At 54.1% G+C, this 17,449-nt stretch carries 18 protein-coding genes; 13 read left to right on the top strand and 5 right to left on the bottom strand.

The genetic code is table 11. The features are described from left to right. Window position 1: 1 nt before the first annotated feature. A complete protein-coding gene (locus NVIE_RS03510) occupies window positions 2-526 on the bottom strand; it encodes a hypothetical protein (RefSeq protein WP_075054047.1) in 525 nt (174 codons plus the stop codon). 343 nt (window positions 527-869) lie between these two features. On the opposite strand from NVIE_RS03510, the gene NVIE_RS15230 reads away from it, so the two are divergent. From NVIE_RS15230 to NVIE_RS03490, 4 genes are all read left to right on the top strand, one after another. Further along, complete coding sequence (locus tag NVIE_RS15230) at window positions 870-1,049, top strand: hypothetical protein (RefSeq protein WP_075054046.1); 180 nt, start codon at window positions 870-872, stop codon at window positions 1,047-1,049. A gap of 261 nt (window positions 1,050-1,310) precedes the next feature. After that, the gene (locus NVIE_RS14740) at window positions 1,311-1,502 is read left to right on the top strand and encodes a hypothetical protein (protein WP_144239462.1); all 192 of its coding nucleotides are present in this window, start codon (window positions 1,311-1,313) and stop codon (window positions 1,500-1,502) included. An 83-nt stretch (window positions 1,503-1,585) separates the two neighbouring features. Continuing rightward, window positions 1,586-2,272 carry an Lrp/AsnC family transcriptional regulator gene (locus NVIE_RS03495; protein ID WP_075054044.1) on the top strand — a complete coding sequence of 229 codons (687 nt, stop codon included), beginning with the start codon at window positions 1,586-1,588 and terminating at the stop codon, window positions 2,270-2,272. Window positions 2,273-2,425: 153 nt separating this feature from the next. Further along, complete coding sequence (locus NVIE_RS03490; RefSeq protein ID WP_075054043.1) at window positions 2,426-3,199, top strand: FprA family A-type flavoprotein; 774 nt, start codon at window positions 2,426-2,428, stop codon at window positions 3,197-3,199. A 74-nt stretch (window positions 3,200-3,273) separates the two neighbouring features. Here the strand turns inward: NVIE_RS03490 and NVIE_RS03485 are convergent, their stop codons facing one another. Further along, window positions 3,274-4,071 (bottom strand): FkbM family methyltransferase, encoded by a 798-nt coding sequence (locus NVIE_RS03485; RefSeq protein WP_075054042.1) that lies wholly within the window; start codon window positions 4,069-4,071, stop codon window positions 3,274-3,276. Between the two features lie 232 nt (window positions 4,072-4,303). Then, complete coding sequence (locus tag NVIE_RS03480; RefSeq protein ID WP_075054041.1) at window positions 4,304-5,182, bottom strand: alpha/beta fold hydrolase; 879 nt, start codon at window positions 5,180-5,182, stop codon at window positions 4,304-4,306. A gap of 323 nt (window positions 5,183-5,505) precedes the next feature. Here NVIE_RS03480 and NVIE_RS03475 point away from each other — a divergent pair, with 323 nt between their 5' ends. The 3 genes from NVIE_RS03475 to NVIE_RS03465 all read left to right on the top strand — a co-directional run bounded on the left by NVIE_RS03475 (window position 5,506) and on the right by NVIE_RS03465 (window position 8,033). Continuing rightward, entirely contained in the window at window positions 5,506-6,504 is a 999-nt protein-coding gene (locus NVIE_RS03475; protein WP_075054040.1) for an ATP-binding cassette domain-containing protein, read from the top strand. Next, window positions 6,501-7,325 (top strand): ABC transporter permease, encoded by an 825-nt coding sequence (locus NVIE_RS03470; RefSeq protein WP_075054039.1) that lies wholly within the window; start codon window positions 6,501-6,503, stop codon window positions 7,323-7,325. The genes NVIE_RS03475 and NVIE_RS03470 overlap by 4 nt, the downstream gene beginning before the upstream one ends. A gap of 255 nt (window positions 7,326-7,580) precedes the next feature. Next, on the top strand, window positions 7,581-8,033 hold the full coding sequence (locus tag NVIE_RS03465; RefSeq protein ID WP_084790602.1) for a pyridoxamine 5'-phosphate oxidase family protein: 453 nt from the start codon (window positions 7,581-7,583) through the stop codon (window positions 8,031-8,033). An 86-nt stretch (window positions 8,034-8,119) separates the two neighbouring features. On the opposite strand, the gene NVIE_RS03460 is transcribed toward NVIE_RS03465, so the two are convergent. Both NVIE_RS03460 and NVIE_RS03455 read right to left on the bottom strand, forming a co-directional pair. Continuing rightward, the gene (locus NVIE_RS03460) at window positions 8,120-8,392 is read right to left on the bottom strand and encodes a hypothetical protein (protein ID WP_075054037.1); all 273 of its coding nucleotides are present in this window, start codon (window positions 8,390-8,392) and stop codon (window positions 8,120-8,122) included. Window positions 8,393-8,843: 451 nt separating this feature from the next. Further along, on the bottom strand, window positions 8,844-9,446 hold the full coding sequence (locus NVIE_RS03455) for a hypothetical protein (RefSeq protein WP_075054036.1): 603 nt from the start codon (window positions 9,444-9,446) through the stop codon (window positions 8,844-8,846). A gap of 217 nt (window positions 9,447-9,663) precedes the next feature. Between NVIE_RS03455 and hyfB the strand changes: the two genes are divergently transcribed. From hyfB to nuoB, 6 genes are read left to right on the top strand one after another with little or no spacing between them, the layout of a single operon-like run. Next, window positions 9,664-11,688 (top strand): hydrogenase 4 subunit B, encoded by a 2,025-nt coding sequence (gene hyfB, locus NVIE_RS03450; RefSeq protein WP_158435073.1) that lies wholly within the window; start codon window positions 9,664-9,666, stop codon window positions 11,686-11,688. Then, a complete protein-coding gene (locus tag NVIE_RS03445) occupies window positions 11,688-12,632 on the top strand; it encodes a respiratory chain complex I subunit 1 family protein (protein WP_075054034.1) in 945 nt (314 codons plus the stop codon). The genes hyfB and NVIE_RS03445 overlap by 1 nt, the downstream gene beginning before the upstream one ends. Before the next feature lie 28 nt (window positions 12,633-12,660). Continuing rightward, window positions 12,661-13,329 (top strand): NADH-quinone oxidoreductase subunit K, encoded by a 669-nt coding sequence (locus NVIE_RS03440; RefSeq protein WP_075054033.1) that lies wholly within the window; start codon window positions 12,661-12,663, stop codon window positions 13,327-13,329. A gap of 1 nt (window position 13,330) precedes the next feature. After that, window positions 13,331-14,857 (top strand): hydrogenase 4 subunit F, encoded by a 1,527-nt coding sequence (locus NVIE_RS03435; protein WP_075054032.1) that lies wholly within the window; start codon window positions 13,331-13,333, stop codon window positions 14,855-14,857. Next, window positions 14,858-16,537 carry a hydrogenase large subunit gene (locus NVIE_RS03430; protein WP_084790601.1) on the top strand — a complete coding sequence of 560 codons (1,680 nt, stop codon included), beginning with the start codon at window positions 14,858-14,860 and terminating at the stop codon, window positions 16,535-16,537. It abuts the gene before it with no gap. Beyond that, window positions 16,534-17,364, top strand: a complete 831-nt coding sequence (gene nuoB, locus NVIE_RS03425; protein WP_075054031.1) for an NADH-quinone oxidoreductase subunit NuoB — start codon at window positions 16,534-16,536, stop codon at window positions 17,362-17,364. Before NVIE_RS03430 ends, nuoB begins: the two co-directional genes overlap by 4 nt. Window positions 17,365-17,449 lie beyond the last annotated feature (85 nt).

Raw genomic sequence — 17,449 nt, 5'->3', positions numbered from 1 at the left:
TTTACTTTTCTCTAATTTTCAAGACAACCATGTCTTTGCCAACACTGATTTCAGGCCTGAACAATGCAACTTCTTCAGCCACGTAGCTGAACAGCTTGCTCAGGTAATACGACCATTTGTATCCCATGTCGTGCTGGATTATGTAGGTGTGGAGGCTGTCTTCTACCAGATGGCGGTAACCAAAGTCAGACGTCCTGACCCACCTTTCCATGAACTCTAGGGCCGATCTTTGCGTGTGTTTTCTTACCATCAGCAAGCACACGTCCTTCATTTCTTGTGCCGAGGTCTTTGCCAGTTTGTCTATCTCTTCCTCGGTCAGGTTATCAAATATTCTTTTTAACAGGACGCGGCGAACGGTTATGAATCCTGCCTTGGTCGCACGTGCATGCCATTCGATGTGCGAGGCTGCGATCTGGTTCAACAGTGCGTTGATGCTGATATTTTTGTGGTCGGCTTCTTCCTTGAGCTCCTCCAGTACCGACTTTGGGAACCTGAACGTGATACTCGCGCTCCCGGAATCAGCCATGAATACTAACCGTGGAAGATTGACTTAAAGACTTGGCAAGCCAATGCAAGCATTGAAGGGCAGTTTTGCCCAGATTTAGCAACGATGAGGTCATTGTCGTAGATTCTGGAATCTTGAATGTTATAATACTGATGATGGTGGTGGACTTTACTAGTATCGTCAATAGTACATGCCTGGGTGCAATGTACACACAGCGCTTATGGCTGACTTGGAATTTTCTATAATCTCGATGCTATCTCATTCTCCACTAGCCCCAAAATACGCTACTATCCGTGAAACCGGCCGCTATCTGCAGCAAGACTGCAACAGCACAAAGACAAAAGCAAGACCCAGAACTTGCGTAATGTGTTGCAATGCCATCCATTCCGCATCACTGAGCTTTGAGCAGCGTCTAATCGATGACAAGGACTTTTGCAGAAAATGCTGGGACGAAATAACAGGCGCGGCCTATCCGGAAGAAGAAAAAGAAGAACACATCTCTCTTTTGCTTGTTCTTGTCGCAACAGCAAAAACGGTGGGCTAATCAGATGCAAAACACAACTTCGGGAAAAGAAGAAAAAAATGAGCAAGAAAAAGAAGAACTCTTTTTTGCCTTCTGCGAATCCTGCTACTGGGCAGCTTCAGTGCTTGAAACTTCAAAATCATGCCTCTGTGCCTGTCCATCGTGCAGCAAATATCGCGTGGCGCTCATTCCTCTTTGTGGCAACGAATCCTACAGGTACGCGCTGTCAGAAACGCAGGGTCTTGAGCTCCACTTTTCAACCCGCCAGAGGAGTGCCACTGCTTGAACAGGCTGGTGGTGCCGTGCGGCTGTGAGCTGAATTGGGGCAAAGAGGAGGGAGAAGTTATCCTCTGTGAAACGCATGAGCTGCAGTATGAAAAATGGCACGGGAGCGTCGAGAATTTTATCAAGACGATTACCACGCCCCGGTTCAAGCTGGTTTCGCATGTTGACGGCGGCGTGGTGCAATGCTAGCAAAAAATGTAGAGATGCTGCTACTACCACTACGAATGCGTCAAGCCTGGTGATGATGCAGGCTCAATAATAATAACAACAACATGGCAGGCGATCTCGCAGATAAACTGGGAGCTAGTTCGATATCTAGGCAGGAGATTCTTGCAGAACTCGAAAGGTGGGGCATCCGCGCATCCTCGCTTGGCGAATTATCTCTTGACCAGCTTGGAGACCTGCTCCAAGCCATCGCATGCATCGCCAACGGATCTGACGACGACAACAACAAAAGGAGGCAAAGTACTGGTCATGGCGGCAGCAAGAATGTGGTCCTTTCCTCGCTGGACAAGAGGATCCTGCTGGCATTGCTGTCTTCCAAGGGCAAGATCTCCTCAATCGCGCTCTCGAGGGAGACTGGCGCGCCCCTTAGCACGGTGCAAAGAAGGCGCAAGAGGCTTGAAGCTCACTTTCTTGAAGCATCCTACCTGCCCAGGGTGGAGAGGCTTGGATGGCACATTGCAATGGTTTTCATCAGCACACAAGGAGGGACCGCGATCGAGGTTGGAAAAGAGCTTTTGTCATGGACGAAATCCGTTATCCGTGTCAGCAGGGCCGCGGGAATGAGAGCGACAGACATAGCGGCAGAAGTCATCTTTAATGAAAACAAAGATCTTTTGGACATAATTGAGCGGATCAAGGCAATAAGGGGCGTCAGGAACCTGTTCTGGGTCGAAGTGGTTGCTGAACTTGGCAAGAATGACCGCTGCTTTGAATTTATTATTGACAGGCTATAGCGCCAGACAATAATGATGATAAGAACACCATGCCCTCCTCCTCCTCACAAAAAACAAGCAGGGCGTTTCCTGATACCAGTAGGCTATGGCAGATATTAAAGTTCTATATTTTTGCAAGATCAAGATTATTAATGACTCGCGCATACTTTTTGCGTGCCCGAAGTCAGCAAGACGTTTCGCGTTGCCAAAGACACGCAGGTAAGCATCGCTGAAATAACAGACGGCATCTACCGGATATCCGGATTCGTAAACGAATATGGAATCACGTTCAACCAGTTCTTGATCGACGACGAGAAACCCACACTTATCCATACGGGCCCCATTGGGATGTACGAGGGGGTTGCAGAGAAAGTGAAAGAGGTGATCCCGCTGGAAAAGCTGGCCTACGTTGCATTCCTGCACTTTGAAAGCGACGAATGGGGCGGGATGGGATTTCTGAAATGCCCTGATGTAAAATTATTGTGCAGTGATCTGAGTTCAAGGCTGAATCTCATGGGCTGGGACGGGGTGCCCATGCATCATATCTCGTTTTGGGATAATGAGGTTCTAAAGACCGGGATGAGAAGCTTGCGGTTTATCATGACGCCGCACGTCCATCACTGGGACAGCATGATGATATTTGAAGACACAACAAAGTCGCTTTTCCCTTCGGATCTCTTTATTCAGCCGGGTAACAACAAGCCCGTCACCTCTGATGATCTTTCGGGGGAGATGATCAAGCTTTACAGAGGTGCGGGCATCTTTGCAAGCGAAATTCCTGTCAGACAGACGGTTCAGCGCCTCTTGAAGCTGGATCCCAGAATGACTTTTCCAATGCATGGCTCCTGCATCGACCACAGTTCATTTACGCGGTATGCAGATGCGCTGATGAACAACGAATTTGCGTATTCTGGCATGCTGCTGGGACAAAAGCTCGAAGTCGGCTGACAAAAGCAGGATTTAGTGGTACGCGCGCATATACCTCCGCTCCTGATTACTATTATGATTTTTTTATATCGTCATTATCTGTGCCTGCACAGGATGTTTGTGCCCGCTTTTTCGTTAGCTATTCTTTCTAATTCTTCAAACGACACTTCCTTATCGTCATTATCCAACTCCGGTATCTCTACAGAATATCCGAGCGATTTCATAAAGTCATAAACATCACGAGGGTTGGCCCCATATTCGACAATGCTGGGAGGGTGAAATTCCATCATCAGGGTTGTGCCGCCTTTTTCGAGCAGTTTCTTCATCCCCTTTAACGCGCCCAGCTCTGCGCCTTCTATGTCCATCTTGATAAAGTCCGCCTTCTGTACGAGGTCGTCTATCCTGACCGTCCGGACTTCGACTGTGCCGTCGTTGCACCAGTGCGACCGGTAAAGGCGGTGCATCCCCCTGTTCATGCCGCACAAATGCAGAGTTGCCTTGTAGCTTGTCTCTGCCACTGCAACATCGTAGAGCTCTACGTTCTGCAAGTTGTTCATTGCCACGTTCTTTTGCAAAATGTCAAAGTTTCTGGGCTCTGGCTCAAACGCGTATACCCTCTTGGCCTGCTTGGCCATTATCAGGGTGAAATAGCCGATATTTGCGCCGACATCAAGGCACGTGTAATCGCTCCTTAAGAGCCTCTTGATGAGCTCGGTCTGTTCCGGACCGTAGATGCCGTATTGCGTCAGCTGCATCGAGTCCTTGTCGTCGATGTACATCCAGCTCCCCTGAATATCGTACCTGTCGCCGTCCCTGGCTGGAGGCCTGAATTTTGGCCCTTTTATCGATCTCAGGACCTTTCCTGCCAGAGGCCTAAAGTTTACAATGCCCATCTCTCGGCTGGATGTTATTTAAGGAGCGCTTTGCCAGGTTCTAGTAGCTTTGTCCGGCTTTTTGATAGATTGAATCAAAAGTGAACGGGCCCAAAGGGACTACATTACAGAAAAAATGGGATTCAAATGTCGAGAATTCCGGCCTCTAATGCAACATCTCAGGCAGAATAAGGCTTGTTCACCTTGCCGTTAGTTTCAGGAACGCGACTGTCACTCGCTACTACTAGCTGTACTATGCGTGTCTGGAGAGAAATTCCATGACTTTTGAATTGAATATCTCTGCTTTAGTCGTTCGACCAAGATCATGTGTGACTCCTGGAATTGTAACCTGTTCTGATTTTGGCAGATGGGGAGCAAGAATATCGACTATACGATGGAGAAACTTTGGGCTATACTCGCCTTTTACAAAGAGTGTTGGCAGAGATGATATCCTCTTTAGCTCTTGCAAGCGAAATTCCTTTGGCATGGGGTTTTCTGCCTGTTTAAGAAAGGCCTTTGCATTGTCTATCATTGACTGCTTGACTGGAGGAGGCAGCTTGTCAAAAAAGCCCTTGGCCATGGCCCCATCCATAAATATCCTGACTCCATTTTCATATTCGCCACGCTGAAGGGCTTCCCCTGCAGGCTTGATCGCATTTTCCCAGAACTCTTGAAACATCTTCCGATCCTCTTCCACTTGGCTTGTTGCAAGCAGTGGCAAGGCCGCAGGTTCTAAAAGTACAAGAGATTTTACCAGCTCTGGATTTGTGTATGCACAATACAGCGTCACAAAGGCGCCGTCGGAATGACCGACCAAGTGCGTTGGTGCCAAGTCCAACTTTCGTATTAGTTCTGCCAGATCAGAAGCATACTGGCGAATTGCGTCATTGTCTTCAGTAAAATGAAAACCGTCTTCTATTTTGTTTGGATATGCATGTCTCCTGCTATAGGAAACGACCCTATAGTTGCGTGAAAAAGGTTCTATTTGAAATTGCCAAACGCGGTAATCACTGAATGCCGCAGGAGTGAAAACAACCGATTGGGTGTGGTTTTTACCAAGCTTGATGTAATGTAACTGCGTTCCATTGACATCAACAATCTTGATGATATCCTGCCCTTCAGACGCCATCATATAGAGAGAGGTGAGAAATGATTTAAGATTTTGGTTGTCGATATGTTACGAAATCCAAACTCCATCCTAACAACTGACTATTAGATAAGGCATGGATCGAAAGGACCAGAACTCCCTTGAAATCTGAAACCAACACATATCGTTTCAATTATCGCTGAACATCGATTCATCTCCTTTACGGATCCATGCTCGGAAATGAACGGACATTCTTTTACATAACGATGCATGAATACTGATTAAATTTTTTAAGAAATTTCGTGTTGGGTAATTTACAGCATGATACCTGCGAGGATATATTCCAGAAAAGCAACTAAAAGATGTGCATGTCAGAGGATAACGTTATTGTCGTAAAGGGGCTGAGAAAGTCGTTCAAAAAGCTCACCGTACTTGATGGCATTGATCTTTGCGTCAAGCGGGGTACCGTTCTGGCATTGCTTGGGCCAAACGGCGCCGGGAAAACCACCACCATCCGGATCCTCAGCACGCTGCTTTTGCCTGATGGCGGCCAGGCGCAGATCAACGGCCTTGACGTGGTAAAGGATGCCGACAAGGTGCACCGCCTCATCGGCTTGACGGGCCAGTACGCGGCCGTGGACGAGTACCTGACAGGCAGGGAAAACCTGCACATGATAGGCCGGCTCTACCGCCTCAGCTACCCGGACATCAAGCGGCGCTCGCAGGAGTTGCTAGAGCTGTTTGACCTGGTGGAGGCTTCCGCCCGTGCGGTAAAGACTTATTCCGGCGGCATGCGCCGCCGGCTGGACCTTGCTGTCAGCTTGATAGCGTCCCCGCCGGTTATTTTTCTCGACGAGCCCACCACCGGCCTTGATCCGCGGAGCCGGCTTATAATGTGGGACATCATCAAGCAGCTGGTCGCCGCCGGCACGACCATACTCCTCACCACTCAGGACATGGACGAGGCTGACCGCTTGGCTGACAAGATCGTCGTCATCGACGGAGGCAAGATAATCGCGGAGGGCACCTCTGACGAACTGAAACAGCGAGTAGGCTCCGAGCGGCTGGAAATAACAATTGCTGGCACGAGCAGCTTCGAGGCAGCCACGAAGGTCTTTGATAATGATGGCGACGGCATCCATTCGGATGGCAAAAGGCGGACGCTCAGCCTGGCAACCGAAGGCGGCGTGCATCACCTGAAGCAAGTCCTCAGCCGCCTGGATGAAGCAGGCGTCGAAGTTGAAAACGTGTCGTTCCACCGCCCGACGCTTGATGACGTCTTTCTCACGCTCACAGGGCACACGACAGGGCAGCAGCCGGACGGAGAGGCAGAAAAGAATCCTCCGCAGCAGGAGGCCAGGACATGACCAGAGAAGCTTCCTCTTTCGCCACCGACGATGTACAGCCGGAAAAGCACTCCCAGATCTTTTGGGTGCTCAGCGATTCGTGGGTGATGGCCAAACGCAGCGTCAAACATATCACCCGGAACCTCGACCAGCTCCTGTCAGTAGCGCTGTTCCCGATCATGTTCTTCCTCTTGTTCAGCTTCGTCTTTGGCGGCGCGATAGACACCGGCGGCATAAGTTACGTGAACTTTCTTGTGGCCGGCATCATGGTGCAGATGCTGGCCTTTGGCTCAAACTATACGACCCTAAATCTGGCTATTGACCTGCAACGGGGCATTGTAGACAGGTTCCGCTCGCTCCCGATGGCAAGTTCGTCCCTCCTGGCCGGCCACGTCGGGGCAGACCTGCTGCGCAATACAATCTCGGCCCTGCTTGTGCTTGCCGTCAGCTTTCCACTGGGCTTCCAGCCAGTAGCCGGCCCTGTAGAGTGGCTGCTGGTGTTTGGCCTCATTCTTGTCTTTTCGCTTGCCTTTTCGTGGCTGTCAGCCATCATGGGGCTGCTTGTCAAGAGCATGGAGGCGGCGCAGTGGACGGGCTTTATCATCATCTTTCCGTTAACGTTTGTCAGCAGCGCCTTTGTGCCGACTGATACCATGCCCGAGGCGTTGCGGCTTTTTGCCGAAAACCAGCCTCTCACCCATGTCATCGAGGCAATGCGCGCCTGGCTTGTCGGCACGCCCGTCGGAGATTCCGGCTGGCTGGCATTTGCCTGGTGCATTGGCATCATCGTTGTCTCTGTGCCAATAGCGACCTGGATTTTCCGGCGCAAGACTTCGCGTTAATGGTGGCATGGAAGCGGCGACGAGATTAATTTGGATTGGCTATCTGGCTGTAAAGCACGTACATCCTATTGGACTGCTTGCCGGACGATTGTCGCCATAAACTCTCACTTTGGTAACAGTAGCAAGGCACCATAGTGCATTTCTTAAATGCCTGCGAATATTGCACAAGTGATTTGGCGCTTGCCTCTATTTCACAAGAATGCAGTGGCGGCGATAAACCTGCAATACTCTTTTAGGCTCGGCCGCCAATGATATATGATGGAGTTTCGGCTTGCCGACAACTATGCAAAGCCGATGCAGGAAGGAGAGGTCACCGAGCTCCTGAATCAGCCCAGCATCCTGCGGATAGCCATGATTGACGCGCGCGACGGCACGCCTCTGGTCCACCCTGTCTGGCACTACTACGAGGATGGGAAATTCTTTCTTACCACCTACGCTGGCGGCGCCAAGGCCCGGTCGCTCAAAAAGAATCCTGACGTTTACTTCCTTGTGGACGTGGCCGACAAGGGCCCGCCTTATGGGGTCCGCGGCAAGGGGAAGGCCCGAGTCATAGACGATCCCGAGTATGCGAAAAAGGTGATATCCCGACACATAATGAGGTACCTGGGATCTCCAGATAGCCAAGAAGCAAAGATGCTGATTGAAAATGCCAAGAATTACAGCGTCATCGAGATCGCGCCGCTTTACATGGCGACTTGGAAATACTAGGGAAACCGCTCCTCTCTTGAGGCTGGCACGGGAGCCCTGCAGATCGGCAAAGTTGACAGTCAGGATAAGCGAAGTTTCTTTTCATTCTAAATGAAGATATTGAAAATAGCGCCAAGCCGGTTTCTTCTCTGTTCTGGCCTGCCGTAAAATGCGAGCATCATCACGGCGCCCACGCCTACTACTGCAAACATCATGTAGATGGGGCTGTTGGCGCTGATTTCAACACACGCATCGCCTACGGTGCAGCAGCCGCCCTGCGCCTGGCAGCCATGGCCATAAGCCGGACCTGTATTAATGATGACTGCGGCAGACGCAATGATGGTCATGCTCAGTGCAAGCATGCGCCTGAACTGCAACATGTCATGATATGCTAATGTTTTAGATAAAGTTATGCCACAGATATCTTTGACATGAGTATATTGTGCAACGCAGTATATTTTCGCCTTGAATTAAGACTTCTTGGTCATCTTTAGTGTAACGGTGTGTTGCCTATCATGGAATTAAGGCGCTCTGCATCTTGTTTTCTTGTTACGATACGCCGCCGTTTGGGCGATGCTGGTCACACGAGTAAGCGCCTTTCTTGGCGGGCTATATCGACACAATTATGGCAAGTCCGACGACAAGAGCTAAAAAGAATGCATGCGAAAACGAGCAATCAACTGGCAAGATTTTAGCGGGCACAGAGGAACACGGTCCAACATTGGATGCGAGCCCTGTGAGGAGGCAGAAGCCATCGGGGCGGCTGAAAGCTGCATCTTTTTTTCTGGAAAAAGCGTTCTGATGCGTATTAACTGCTTGAGGTGAAATCTGCTAATCGTCACTTGCGTACTTCATTTCTACGAGGAACTTCTTGAACTCGTCCGACTCTGTTATCATCAGGTCGATGCTGCGAAGAAGCGTGGCGTAAAAAAACTCCATCGCCTCGTGGCTCCTCTGGCAATTCGGGCAGATGTTGGTCTGCTTGGTGGGGAGGAATTTCTGCAGCTCTTTTCTGGCGCCGAATTCCTCATACATGTGCCTGAACGCCTTCATCACCGGCACGCGCATTTCTTCCGTGATGCTTTCAAGCAGGCCGCTCACCTTCAGGAGCGTGTCAAACTCCTCGTCGATGCCGTACTTCCCCCACGTGCTCCTTTCGCACACGAACCTCTTGCTCCTCTCGCCTTTGGCCTTTTTTTCCCTCGGGTAGAGGAAGACAAACTCCAGGCGATAGAGCTCTTTCAGTGTAGAATAGACGACGCTTGCGGGGATCTTTTCTTTTTCGATGATGTCCTCGGCGGTGATGCCCTGGGCCCCTGCCTGCCTGATGTAGTCCATTATCCGCCACGTGCTCTCCTTTGAAAGTATGTCGGCTTCGAGGTACGACTTGACTGGAAAGTGCGTCAGGTAGGTCTTGATGTTCCGGGGCTTCATGCCGGAGACCTGATGTGTGCGGCATTTTAAAGTTTTTGAAAATCCGAAAATCTCGGAATTCTGAATTATTGCATAATTTGTGACCTAATCTTTAAAAGCCGACTGCCAAAAACTGCGGTTGCCGTAACGTAAGGCAGTCGAGTGCATCTATTCGGGGAAAAAAGTGTCATAACGAATGGTTTTTGGAGATGGTTACTCAACTCTATTTCAAGCGGCCGTGCTTTCGTTCGTAGCCGGCGCGCTCTTGCCGCTTGCCTTCCGGGATGGCAGGAAATCTGCTATCCTGTCTTTTGCCCCGCCAGCCCTTGGGTCGGTCCTGATAGTCGCGCTGTCTGCTTCTGTGGCCATTTCTGGCTTGCCGCTTGACATCTCCCCGCTGTTTGCCGCCCCCGTTCCTGCACTGAGCATCGAGTTTCACGTAGATGGCGTGGCGGCGTTTTTCATGCTAATCATTGGGCCGGTCGCTTTCGCAGCCTCGATATACTCCATCGGCTATGTAGGCGAATATTCTGAAAAGCGCAGCAAGAGGGCGCTTGGCTTTCTGTTCAACCTCTTTGTCCTTTCCATGTTCCTGGTCACCGCGTCGGACAGCGCGTTTTCGTTCCTGGTCTTTTGGGAGGCGATGTCGCTTGCGTCGTTCTTCCTTGTCATCTACGAGCACGACAATGAAGGCAACATCAAGGCCGGCATGACCTACATCGTGATGACTCACCTTGGCACGGCGTTTATCACCGGCTCGTTCCTTGCGATGTACTTCCATACTGGCAGCCTGTCATTCGACTCTTTCAGGGACCCTGCGTCGCCCATGCCCCCGTACATAAAGGACGTCGCTTTCGTACTTGCGTTTATCGGCTTTGGCACAAAGGCCGGCCTCGTGCCCATGCACGTCTGGCTCCCACAGGCGCACCCGTCGGCCCCAAGCAACGTGTCCGCGCTAATGTCCGCAGTCATGGTAAAGGTCGCGATCTATGGCCTCGTGCGCACCACGCTTGACTTTGCGGTGCCCGGCTCACCAGACTCGGCGTGGTGGGGCATGCTAATGGTCGTCGCCGGTTCCGTGTCCGCGCTCATTGGCGTGCTCTATGCCGCCATTGAAAAAGACATCAAGCGCGCCCTTGCCTACAGCACCATAGAAAACATCGGCATAGTCGTGCTCGGCCTCGGGCTTTCTGTCACCTTTGCGTCGTTTGGCCTGCAGGCCCTTGCGGCGGTGGCGCTCTTGGCAGCAATGTACCACTCGCTCAACCATGCCGCCTTCAAGAGCCTGCTTTTCATGGGCGCCGGCTCTATACTCTTTCGCACGCACACAAAGGACATGGAGCAGCTGGGCGGGCTGGCAAAAAAGATGCCTCAGACGGCGCTCCTCTTCCTTGTCGGCGCAATAGCCATCTCGGGCCTGCCTCCCCTCAACGGCTTTGTGAGCGAGTGGCTCACTATGCAGGCCCTGCTTTCTTCGTACCAGGTGCCAAACACCGCCCTGCAAATATCCATCAGCTTTGCGAGCATCGCGTTTGCGCTCACGGCAGGGATAGCGCTTGCCACTTTTGTCAAGATGTTTGGCATCACTTTCCTGTCCCGCCCTCGCTCGGAAGCAGCCGCGCATGCAAAGGAAGCGCCCAAGACCATGATAGCCGGCATGGGAATAGCCGCGGCGCTGTGCGTGGTCTTTGGCGTCCTGCCCTTTGTAGCGACCGGGATGATGGCCGCTTCGTTTGAGCTGGACCCGCAGCAGTTCAGCGTGTCGCCGTTTGACGCGCTTGCCGTGCCGTACCGCGCCGGCGAGGCGTTGAGCAATTTGTCCATGCCTGCTATAGCAATAATGATGGGCGCTGTGGCGGCGGCAATCATTGGCTTTGCATTTGCCGCAGGCTCGCGCAGTACCAAGAGGCGGCTGTACGGCACGTGGGACTGCGGCTTTGGCGCGCTGGACGCGCGGATGCAGTATACGGCCGGCTCGCTTTCGCAGCCCATCCGCACCGTCTTTCGGGCGCTCTACAGGCCGCGCATGAGCGTCACAAAGGACCGGCACTCTGCGTCAAACCCGTACGCCGTCAAATCGGCGCGCGTAGAGTCTGAAACTCGGGACGTCTTTGAAGAAGGGCTGTACTCGCACACGGTCAGCGCGACCGTGGCGTTTTTCGACAAGGTGCGTCGTATACAGACGGGCAAGGTCAACGCGTACCTGCTATACGTGATGATAGCTCTTGCACTCCTTTTGCTGCTGGCAAGGCTGGTGCCCTGATGGACGCCTCTTCGGTGGCTGTCGGCGCGGCGCAGGCAGCCGCCATCGTGGCGCTTGCCCCGCTCTTGACGGGCGTCATGAGGAAGGTGAAGGCAAGGACGCAAAAGAGGGTGGGTGCAAGCGTGCTCCAGCCGTACTACGACCTGTCCAAGCTGATGAAAAAAGACGAGGTGGTCTCAGACCAGAGCTCGTGGGTGTTCCGCTGCGCGCCGTGGGTGATGATGGCCGCGACGGTAACCGCGGCGCTGTTCGTGCCTGCGTTTGTGCCCTTCAGCCCATTTGGGGCAGTCGGCGACGTGCTGGTAGTGCTCGGGCTGTTTGGCCTTGCAAGGTTCTTCACGATGCTTGCGGGGCTTGACGTCGCAAGCGCGTTCAGCGGCCTTGGCACGAGCCGGGAGATGATGATATCATCGCTTGCCGAGCCGGCGCTGTTCCTGTCGATATTCGTGGTGTCGCTCACGCTGGGAGGAACGAACCTGTCAAGCCTTGTCGGAGCGGCGGCGCGGTCGGCCGGCTTTGCCACGGCGCCAAGCATGCTCTTTGCCCTGATAGCATTTTTCATAGTCACGCTTGCAGAGACCGGCAGGCTCCCGTTTGACAACCCTGCGACGCACCTAGAGCTTACGATGGTCCACGAGGCGATGGTGCTGGAATATTCCGGCAAGAGCCTTGCGATGGTCCAGTGGTCGCAGTCGATAAAGCAGATGATACTTCTGGCGCTCTTGGTGAACCTGTTCATCCCTGCGGGCATGCCCGCAAGCCTGGATGCCGGCTCGGCAGTCGCGGCGGGCGCAGGCGCGTTCCTGGCAAAGGTCGTCCTCCTTGCAATGCTGGTAGCGTACGTGGAGACGAGGGTGGCCAAGTGGCGCCTGTTCCGCGTGCCGGACTTGCTCGTGATGGCAATAGCGAGCTCTATGGTGGGAGTGATCTTTTACTACCTATGAAAAGAGGAGGAGGTGTGTAGCAGTGGAGATGATGCCGCCGGTTGACATATTGACAATCTCGTCGGCAGGCCTGCTGATAGCGACATTCGGCGTCGTCGTGAGGAGGGGCTTTGCAGACTGGCTGAGCGCCTATCGCTACCAGACCATAGTCCTCGCCGCTGTCACCGCGGTGATAGCGTACTTTACCGGCGTGTGGGAGATCTATGTCGTTGCGGCCCTCACGCTAGTGGTAAAGGCCGTGGTGATACCGCGCGTGCTGTTGCGGGTCACGAAAAAGATCAAAGACGAGTTCAAGATAGAGACCAACCCGTACGTCGGCCTGCGCATGTCAATCCTCATATCTGCGCTCCTCGTGGCGCTCTCGTACGCCCTGACGCAGCAGATGCTCCAGACGCCGAACCTCGACAGGGTGGCAATGACGTACCTGCCCGTGTCTGTTTCGCTGTTCTTCATAGGCCTGTTTGTCATGGTGAGCAGGAGGATGGCGCTGAACCAGGTGGTCGGTCTTCTGATAATCGAAAACGGGCTCTTCCTGTTTACGACCGCGCTCACACACGGCGTCTCGCTGATAATAGAGATAGGGATATTTGCAGACATCCTCGTCGGCGTCATAATCTCTGCGATACTGCTGTTCAGGATAAGCCAGACGTTTGACACGCTGGACATCGGCAGCCTGGAGAAGCTGAGGGACGACTAGCATGGCGGCAGCAGAGTCTAGTGCACTGATAATTTCTATGCTCCTGACGCCCGTAGCCGGCGCGCTTGCGCCCACGCTCTTTCGCAAGAAGAAGGTGGCAGAGATGGCCACCGTGGCCTCTGCGGCCCTGGTGCTCGTGCAGGCAGCTGCGCTGGTGGCAGGCGTCATCTCTGAAAAAAAGATAACTACCTTTGACGAGCTTTTCTACCTTGACGCCTTTGGGGCGCTGGTGCTGCTCCCCGTAGCCGGCGTCGGCTGCATGTCTGCCATTTACTCTGTGGACTATATGGGCAAGCAGTACGAGCGGGGCCTGGTAGACGACAGGCGCATCATCCGGTATTACCAGGGCTTCAACGTCTTTTTGCTGACGATGCTGTTCGTCCCGCTGTCAAACAATATGGGCGCCATGTGGGTGGCAATAGAGGCCACGACCCTCGTCTCGGTGCTCCTGATAATGCTCTACACGAAGGAGAGCGCCATCGAGGCGGCGTGGAAGTACCTGATAATCGCGACCGTCGGCCTGTCGTTTGCGCTCTTTGGCACCGTGTTCTTTTACTACACCAACGCAAACGCGACTTCTGCCGAGCCGGACTCCGCCATGAACTGGACGGACATGGTCGCCAACTCCAAGTTGCTTGACCCGAACATCGTCAAGATTGCGTTCATCTTTGTCCTGATAGGATTTGGCACAAAGGCCGGCCTTGCGCCGATGCATACCTGGCTGCCGGACGCGCACAGCGAGGCCCCCACGCCGGTGAGCGCGCTCCTCTCCGGCGTGCTACTGAACTGCTCGATATACGGCATACTGCGGTTCCACATAATATCGTCAGGAACTCTGGGGCCCGAGTTCCCAAGCCAGCTCATGATAATCCTCGGCGTCGTGTCAGTCGGCATCGCGGCCGCGTCGATGTACTTCCAGAAGGACATGAAGCGCATGCTGGCATATTCCAGCGTCGAGCACATGGGCATCGTCGCGCTTGCCATGGGCTTTGGCGGGTTTGCCGGCATATATGGCGCGCTCTTGCACATCATAAACCACGCAGTCGCCAAGCCGCTCATGTTCTTTGCCAGCGGCACGATAAGCCACAGGTACGAGACAAAGGCCATGTCCGAGATCCGGGGCATCATAAGGGTCATGCCCGTGACGGGCGCCCTGTTCCTGATAGGCGGCCTTGCCATAGTGGGCATGCCGCCGTTCAACGTCTTTGCAAGCGAGTTTCTCATACTGAGCGCAGGCTTTGGGGCGGGGCAGTTCCTCGCTGCCGCGCTTGTCATCGCGTTTTTAGTGGTGATATTTGCCGGCTTTATGAAGCACACAGTAAGGATGGTCTTTGGCGCCCCGAAAGAGCCGGGCAAAAGGATGCCTGAAGACGCCGCCATGCACGGCACGGGCAAGCTCGCCGTCGTGCCGATGCTCGTCCTGGCCGCGCTCGTGGTGATGCTTGGATTCTACATACCCGAGCCTCTGCAGGCGCTTGCCAACGACGTCATGGCAGTCTTCCAGACGACAGGAGGTGCCGCAGGCTAGATGATGTCGGCAGGAGTAGAGCATTCCAGCGCTGCAAAATGCAAGACGGAAATCCTGCGCAGGATGGGCGGAAAGGCAAGGTCTGTTTACGTGCTCAACGGCAACGAGGTCCATGTCGTTCTCGCAGGCAAGCAGGACATCCCGGACGCGTGCTACTGCATAAACGACGACTTGAAAGCGAGGCTTGCGACGGTGGTGTGCAGCGACGAGCGGCAGGCCGGCCGGGGCTTTGTGCTCAGGTACGTCTTTGCAAAGGAAAACGGCGAGGACGTGTTTATCGTGGCGACCGCGGGGATAAAGGACGACGCGGAGCCCGGAACGCCCCCGTCCTTTCCAAGCATCTCTTCACGCATCCCGCCGGCGGCGCTGTATGAAAGGGAGATAAAAGACATGTTTGGACTTGTGCCTGAAGGAAACCCGGACACCCGGCCGCTTGTGCTGCACGAGCAGTGGCCAGCGGGCGTACATCCGCTCCGGAAGGACTTTGCCGCTGGAACAAAGGCCGGCAGGACAAATGGCTCGCAGTATCGGTTTGCAAAGGTGGAGGGCGAAGGGATATGCGAAATACCTGTTGGCCCTGTGCACGCCGGCATAATAGAGCCGGGGCATTTCCGGTTCAGCGTCCTTGGCGAGAATATCGTTAACCTCGAGACGCGCCTTTTCTACACGCACAAGGGCACGGAAAAGCTCGCCGAGGGCATGACTCTTGACCAGGTCCTGCTCCTGAGCGAGCGGATAGCCGGTGACGAGGCAGTTGCAAACTCGACGGCGTACTGCCAGGCGCTGGAGAAGATAGCAAGGGCCAAGGTGCCCAAAAAGGCGCTTGCGACAAGGACTGCCTGCGCGGAACTTGAGAGGATTTACAACCACCTTGGCACGCTTGCAGGCATGTCGACCGACGTCGGGTTTGCCTACGGCGCGGCGCGCCTTAACATACTCAAGGAGAGGATGATGCAGCTGAACGGGCAGGTGACCGGGAGCCGGCTGCTGTTCGGAGTCAACAGAGTGGGCGGGGTCGGCGTCGACCTGGAGGACAAGGCGCAGGTGATCGTAAAAACCACAAACCACGTGCTTGAAGATTTCCAGCGCGTGATATCGATGCTGCGTAACAAGTCGTCCGTGATGGACAGGCTGCGGAACACCGGGATAATATCAAGGCAGGTCGCGACAGACCTCGGGCTCGTCGGGGTAGCCGCAAGGTGCGCCGGCATCGACATTGACACCCGGCGCGACCACCCGTACGCGGCGTACGATTCTGTCCGGCTCGACGCGCACCACGACACGCCGCAGCGCATGATGGAGTACGAGGTGGAGATGCAAAAGAGGAAGGGCGACGCGCTGTCGCGCTTTGAGGTGAGGGTGGAAGAGGTGCTCAATTCTGCGAGCATGATAAACCAGGTCATGAATGAACTGCACGACGGCGAGCTTGTCGCTGCAGAAGTGCGGGAGCGGCTAGAGCCTTACAGCCACGCCTTGGGCTGCGCGGAATCGCACAGGGGCCAGACGGTGCACTGGGTGATGGTGGGAAGCGACCGCGACTCTCTTTTCCGCTACAAGGTAAGGACGGCGTCGTTTCTCAACTGGCCGGCGATAGAGCAGGCGGTGCTGAGCGACATCGTGCCGAACTTTCCGCTGGTGAACAAGAGCCTGGATCTTTCGTACTCGGGGAATGACCTATGATAGGCATAAAGCGCGCAAACGCCAGCAAAGATATCATGGGCAACGGCATCGAGACCGTCAAGGATCCGATATCGGACATGCATTGCTTGCCGGGCTATCGCGGCAGGGTCTCGCTCGTCCCAAACGTGCCACCTTACCCGGAAAGTTACATGGAAGCAGAAGAGATCTGCGCGTCCAAGGCGATCAAGATATGGGCGGACGGAAAAGGTCCGGCGAAAATAACGCTAGACATGGGCAAGTGCTTCCTGTGCGGCAGGTGCGAGGAGGCGGCGCCGGCCCTGTTCAAGGTTGACAGCGCGTTTGCCATCCCTGCAAAGAAAAAGGAAGAGCTCGTGGAATCGCTTGGCGAAACAGCGACTGCGAATGAATCATTTGAAAAAATAGGCAACGAACTGAAGCAGAAGATAGGCAAGGTGCTGGGCCGGTCGCTTGCGGTGCGGGAAGTTGACGCCGGCTCGTGCAACGGCTGCGAGATAGAGATAACCGCCCTCAACAACCCCATCTACGACGTCGAGAGGTTTGGCATCCACTTTGTCGCGTCGCCACGCCACGCCGACGTGCTCCTCGTCACCGGCCCCGCGTCAAGGAACATGGAAGTGGCGCTGAAAAGGACGTACGAGGCGACACCTGAGCCAAAAGTCGTGGTCGCAGTCGGCGCGTGCGGGTGCAGCGGCGGGATATTCGGAGACACATACGCGACAACGGGCGGGATTGACAAAATAGTGCCGGTCGACGTGTACATACCCGGCTGCCCCCCAAGGCCGGAGGCGGTACTGTACGGGCTATTGCTGGCAGTCGACAGGATTCCGCAAAAGCAGGCAACATGAAGTTTAACGGGCCCAGAGGGACTAGAGTCTCGAAAAATGAGGGTTCGGCCTACCGAATGAGTTCATAGACAAGAAGTTCTAACAT

This window comes from Nitrososphaera viennensis EN76, assembly GCF_000698785.1.
Taxonomy (GTDB): Archaea; Thermoproteota; Nitrososphaeria; order Nitrososphaerales; family Nitrososphaeraceae; genus Nitrososphaera; species Nitrososphaera viennensis.
The sequence above is the reverse complement of the archived record's forward strand: the minus strand, read 5'-3'. Positions and strand labels throughout refer to the sequence as shown.

Excerpts from the sequence above, each read along its gene's own strand:
- NVIE_RS15230 (WP_075054046.1), top strand. The coding sequence starts at position 870 with ATGTGTTGCAATGCCATCCATTCCGCATCACTGAGCTTTGAGCAGCGT.
- NVIE_RS03485 (WP_075054042.1), bottom strand. The coding sequence starts at position 4,071 with ATGGGCATTGTAAACTTTAGGCCTCTGGCAGGAAAGGTCCTGAGATCG.
- NVIE_RS03455 (WP_075054036.1), bottom strand. The coding sequence starts at position 9,446 with ATGAAGCCCCGGAACATCAAGACCTACCTGACGCACTTTCCAGTCAAG.
- NVIE_RS03480 (WP_075054041.1), bottom strand. The coding sequence starts at position 5,182 with ATGATGGCGTCTGAAGGGCAGGATATCATCAAGATTGTTGATGTCAAT.
- NVIE_RS03475 (WP_075054040.1), top strand. The coding sequence starts at position 5,506 with ATGTCAGAGGATAACGTTATTGTCGTAAAGGGGCTGAGAAAGTCGTTC.
- NVIE_RS03435 (WP_075054032.1), top strand. The coding sequence starts at position 13,331 with ATGGCGGCAGCAGAGTCTAGTGCACTGATAATTTCTATGCTCCTGACG.
- NVIE_RS03495 (WP_075054044.1), top strand. The coding sequence starts at position 1,586 with ATGGCAGGCGATCTCGCAGATAAACTGGGAGCTAGTTCGATATCTAGG.
- NVIE_RS03445 (WP_075054034.1), top strand. The coding sequence starts at position 11,688 with ATGGACGCCTCTTCGGTGGCTGTCGGCGCGGCGCAGGCAGCCGCCATC.
- NVIE_RS03430 (WP_084790601.1), top strand. The coding sequence starts at position 14,858 with ATGATGTCGGCAGGAGTAGAGCATTCCAGCGCTGCAAAATGCAAGACG.
- NVIE_RS03460 (WP_075054037.1), bottom strand. The coding sequence starts at position 8,392 with ATGTTGCAGTTCAGGCGCATGCTTGCACTGAGCATGACCATCATTGCG.
- NVIE_RS03465 (WP_084790602.1), top strand. The coding sequence starts at position 7,581 with ATGATGGAGTTTCGGCTTGCCGACAACTATGCAAAGCCGATGCAGGAA.
- NVIE_RS03440 (WP_075054033.1), top strand. The coding sequence starts at position 12,661 with ATGATGCCGCCGGTTGACATATTGACAATCTCGTCGGCAGGCCTGCTG.
- NVIE_RS03470 (WP_075054039.1), top strand. The coding sequence starts at position 6,501 with ATGACCAGAGAAGCTTCCTCTTTCGCCACCGACGATGTACAGCCGGAA.
- NVIE_RS03510 (WP_075054047.1), bottom strand. The coding sequence starts at position 526 with ATGGCTGATTCCGGGAGCGCGAGTATCACGTTCAGGTTCCCAAAGTCG.
- nuoB (WP_075054031.1), top strand. The coding sequence starts at position 16,534 with ATGATAGGCATAAAGCGCGCAAACGCCAGCAAAGATATCATGGGCAAC.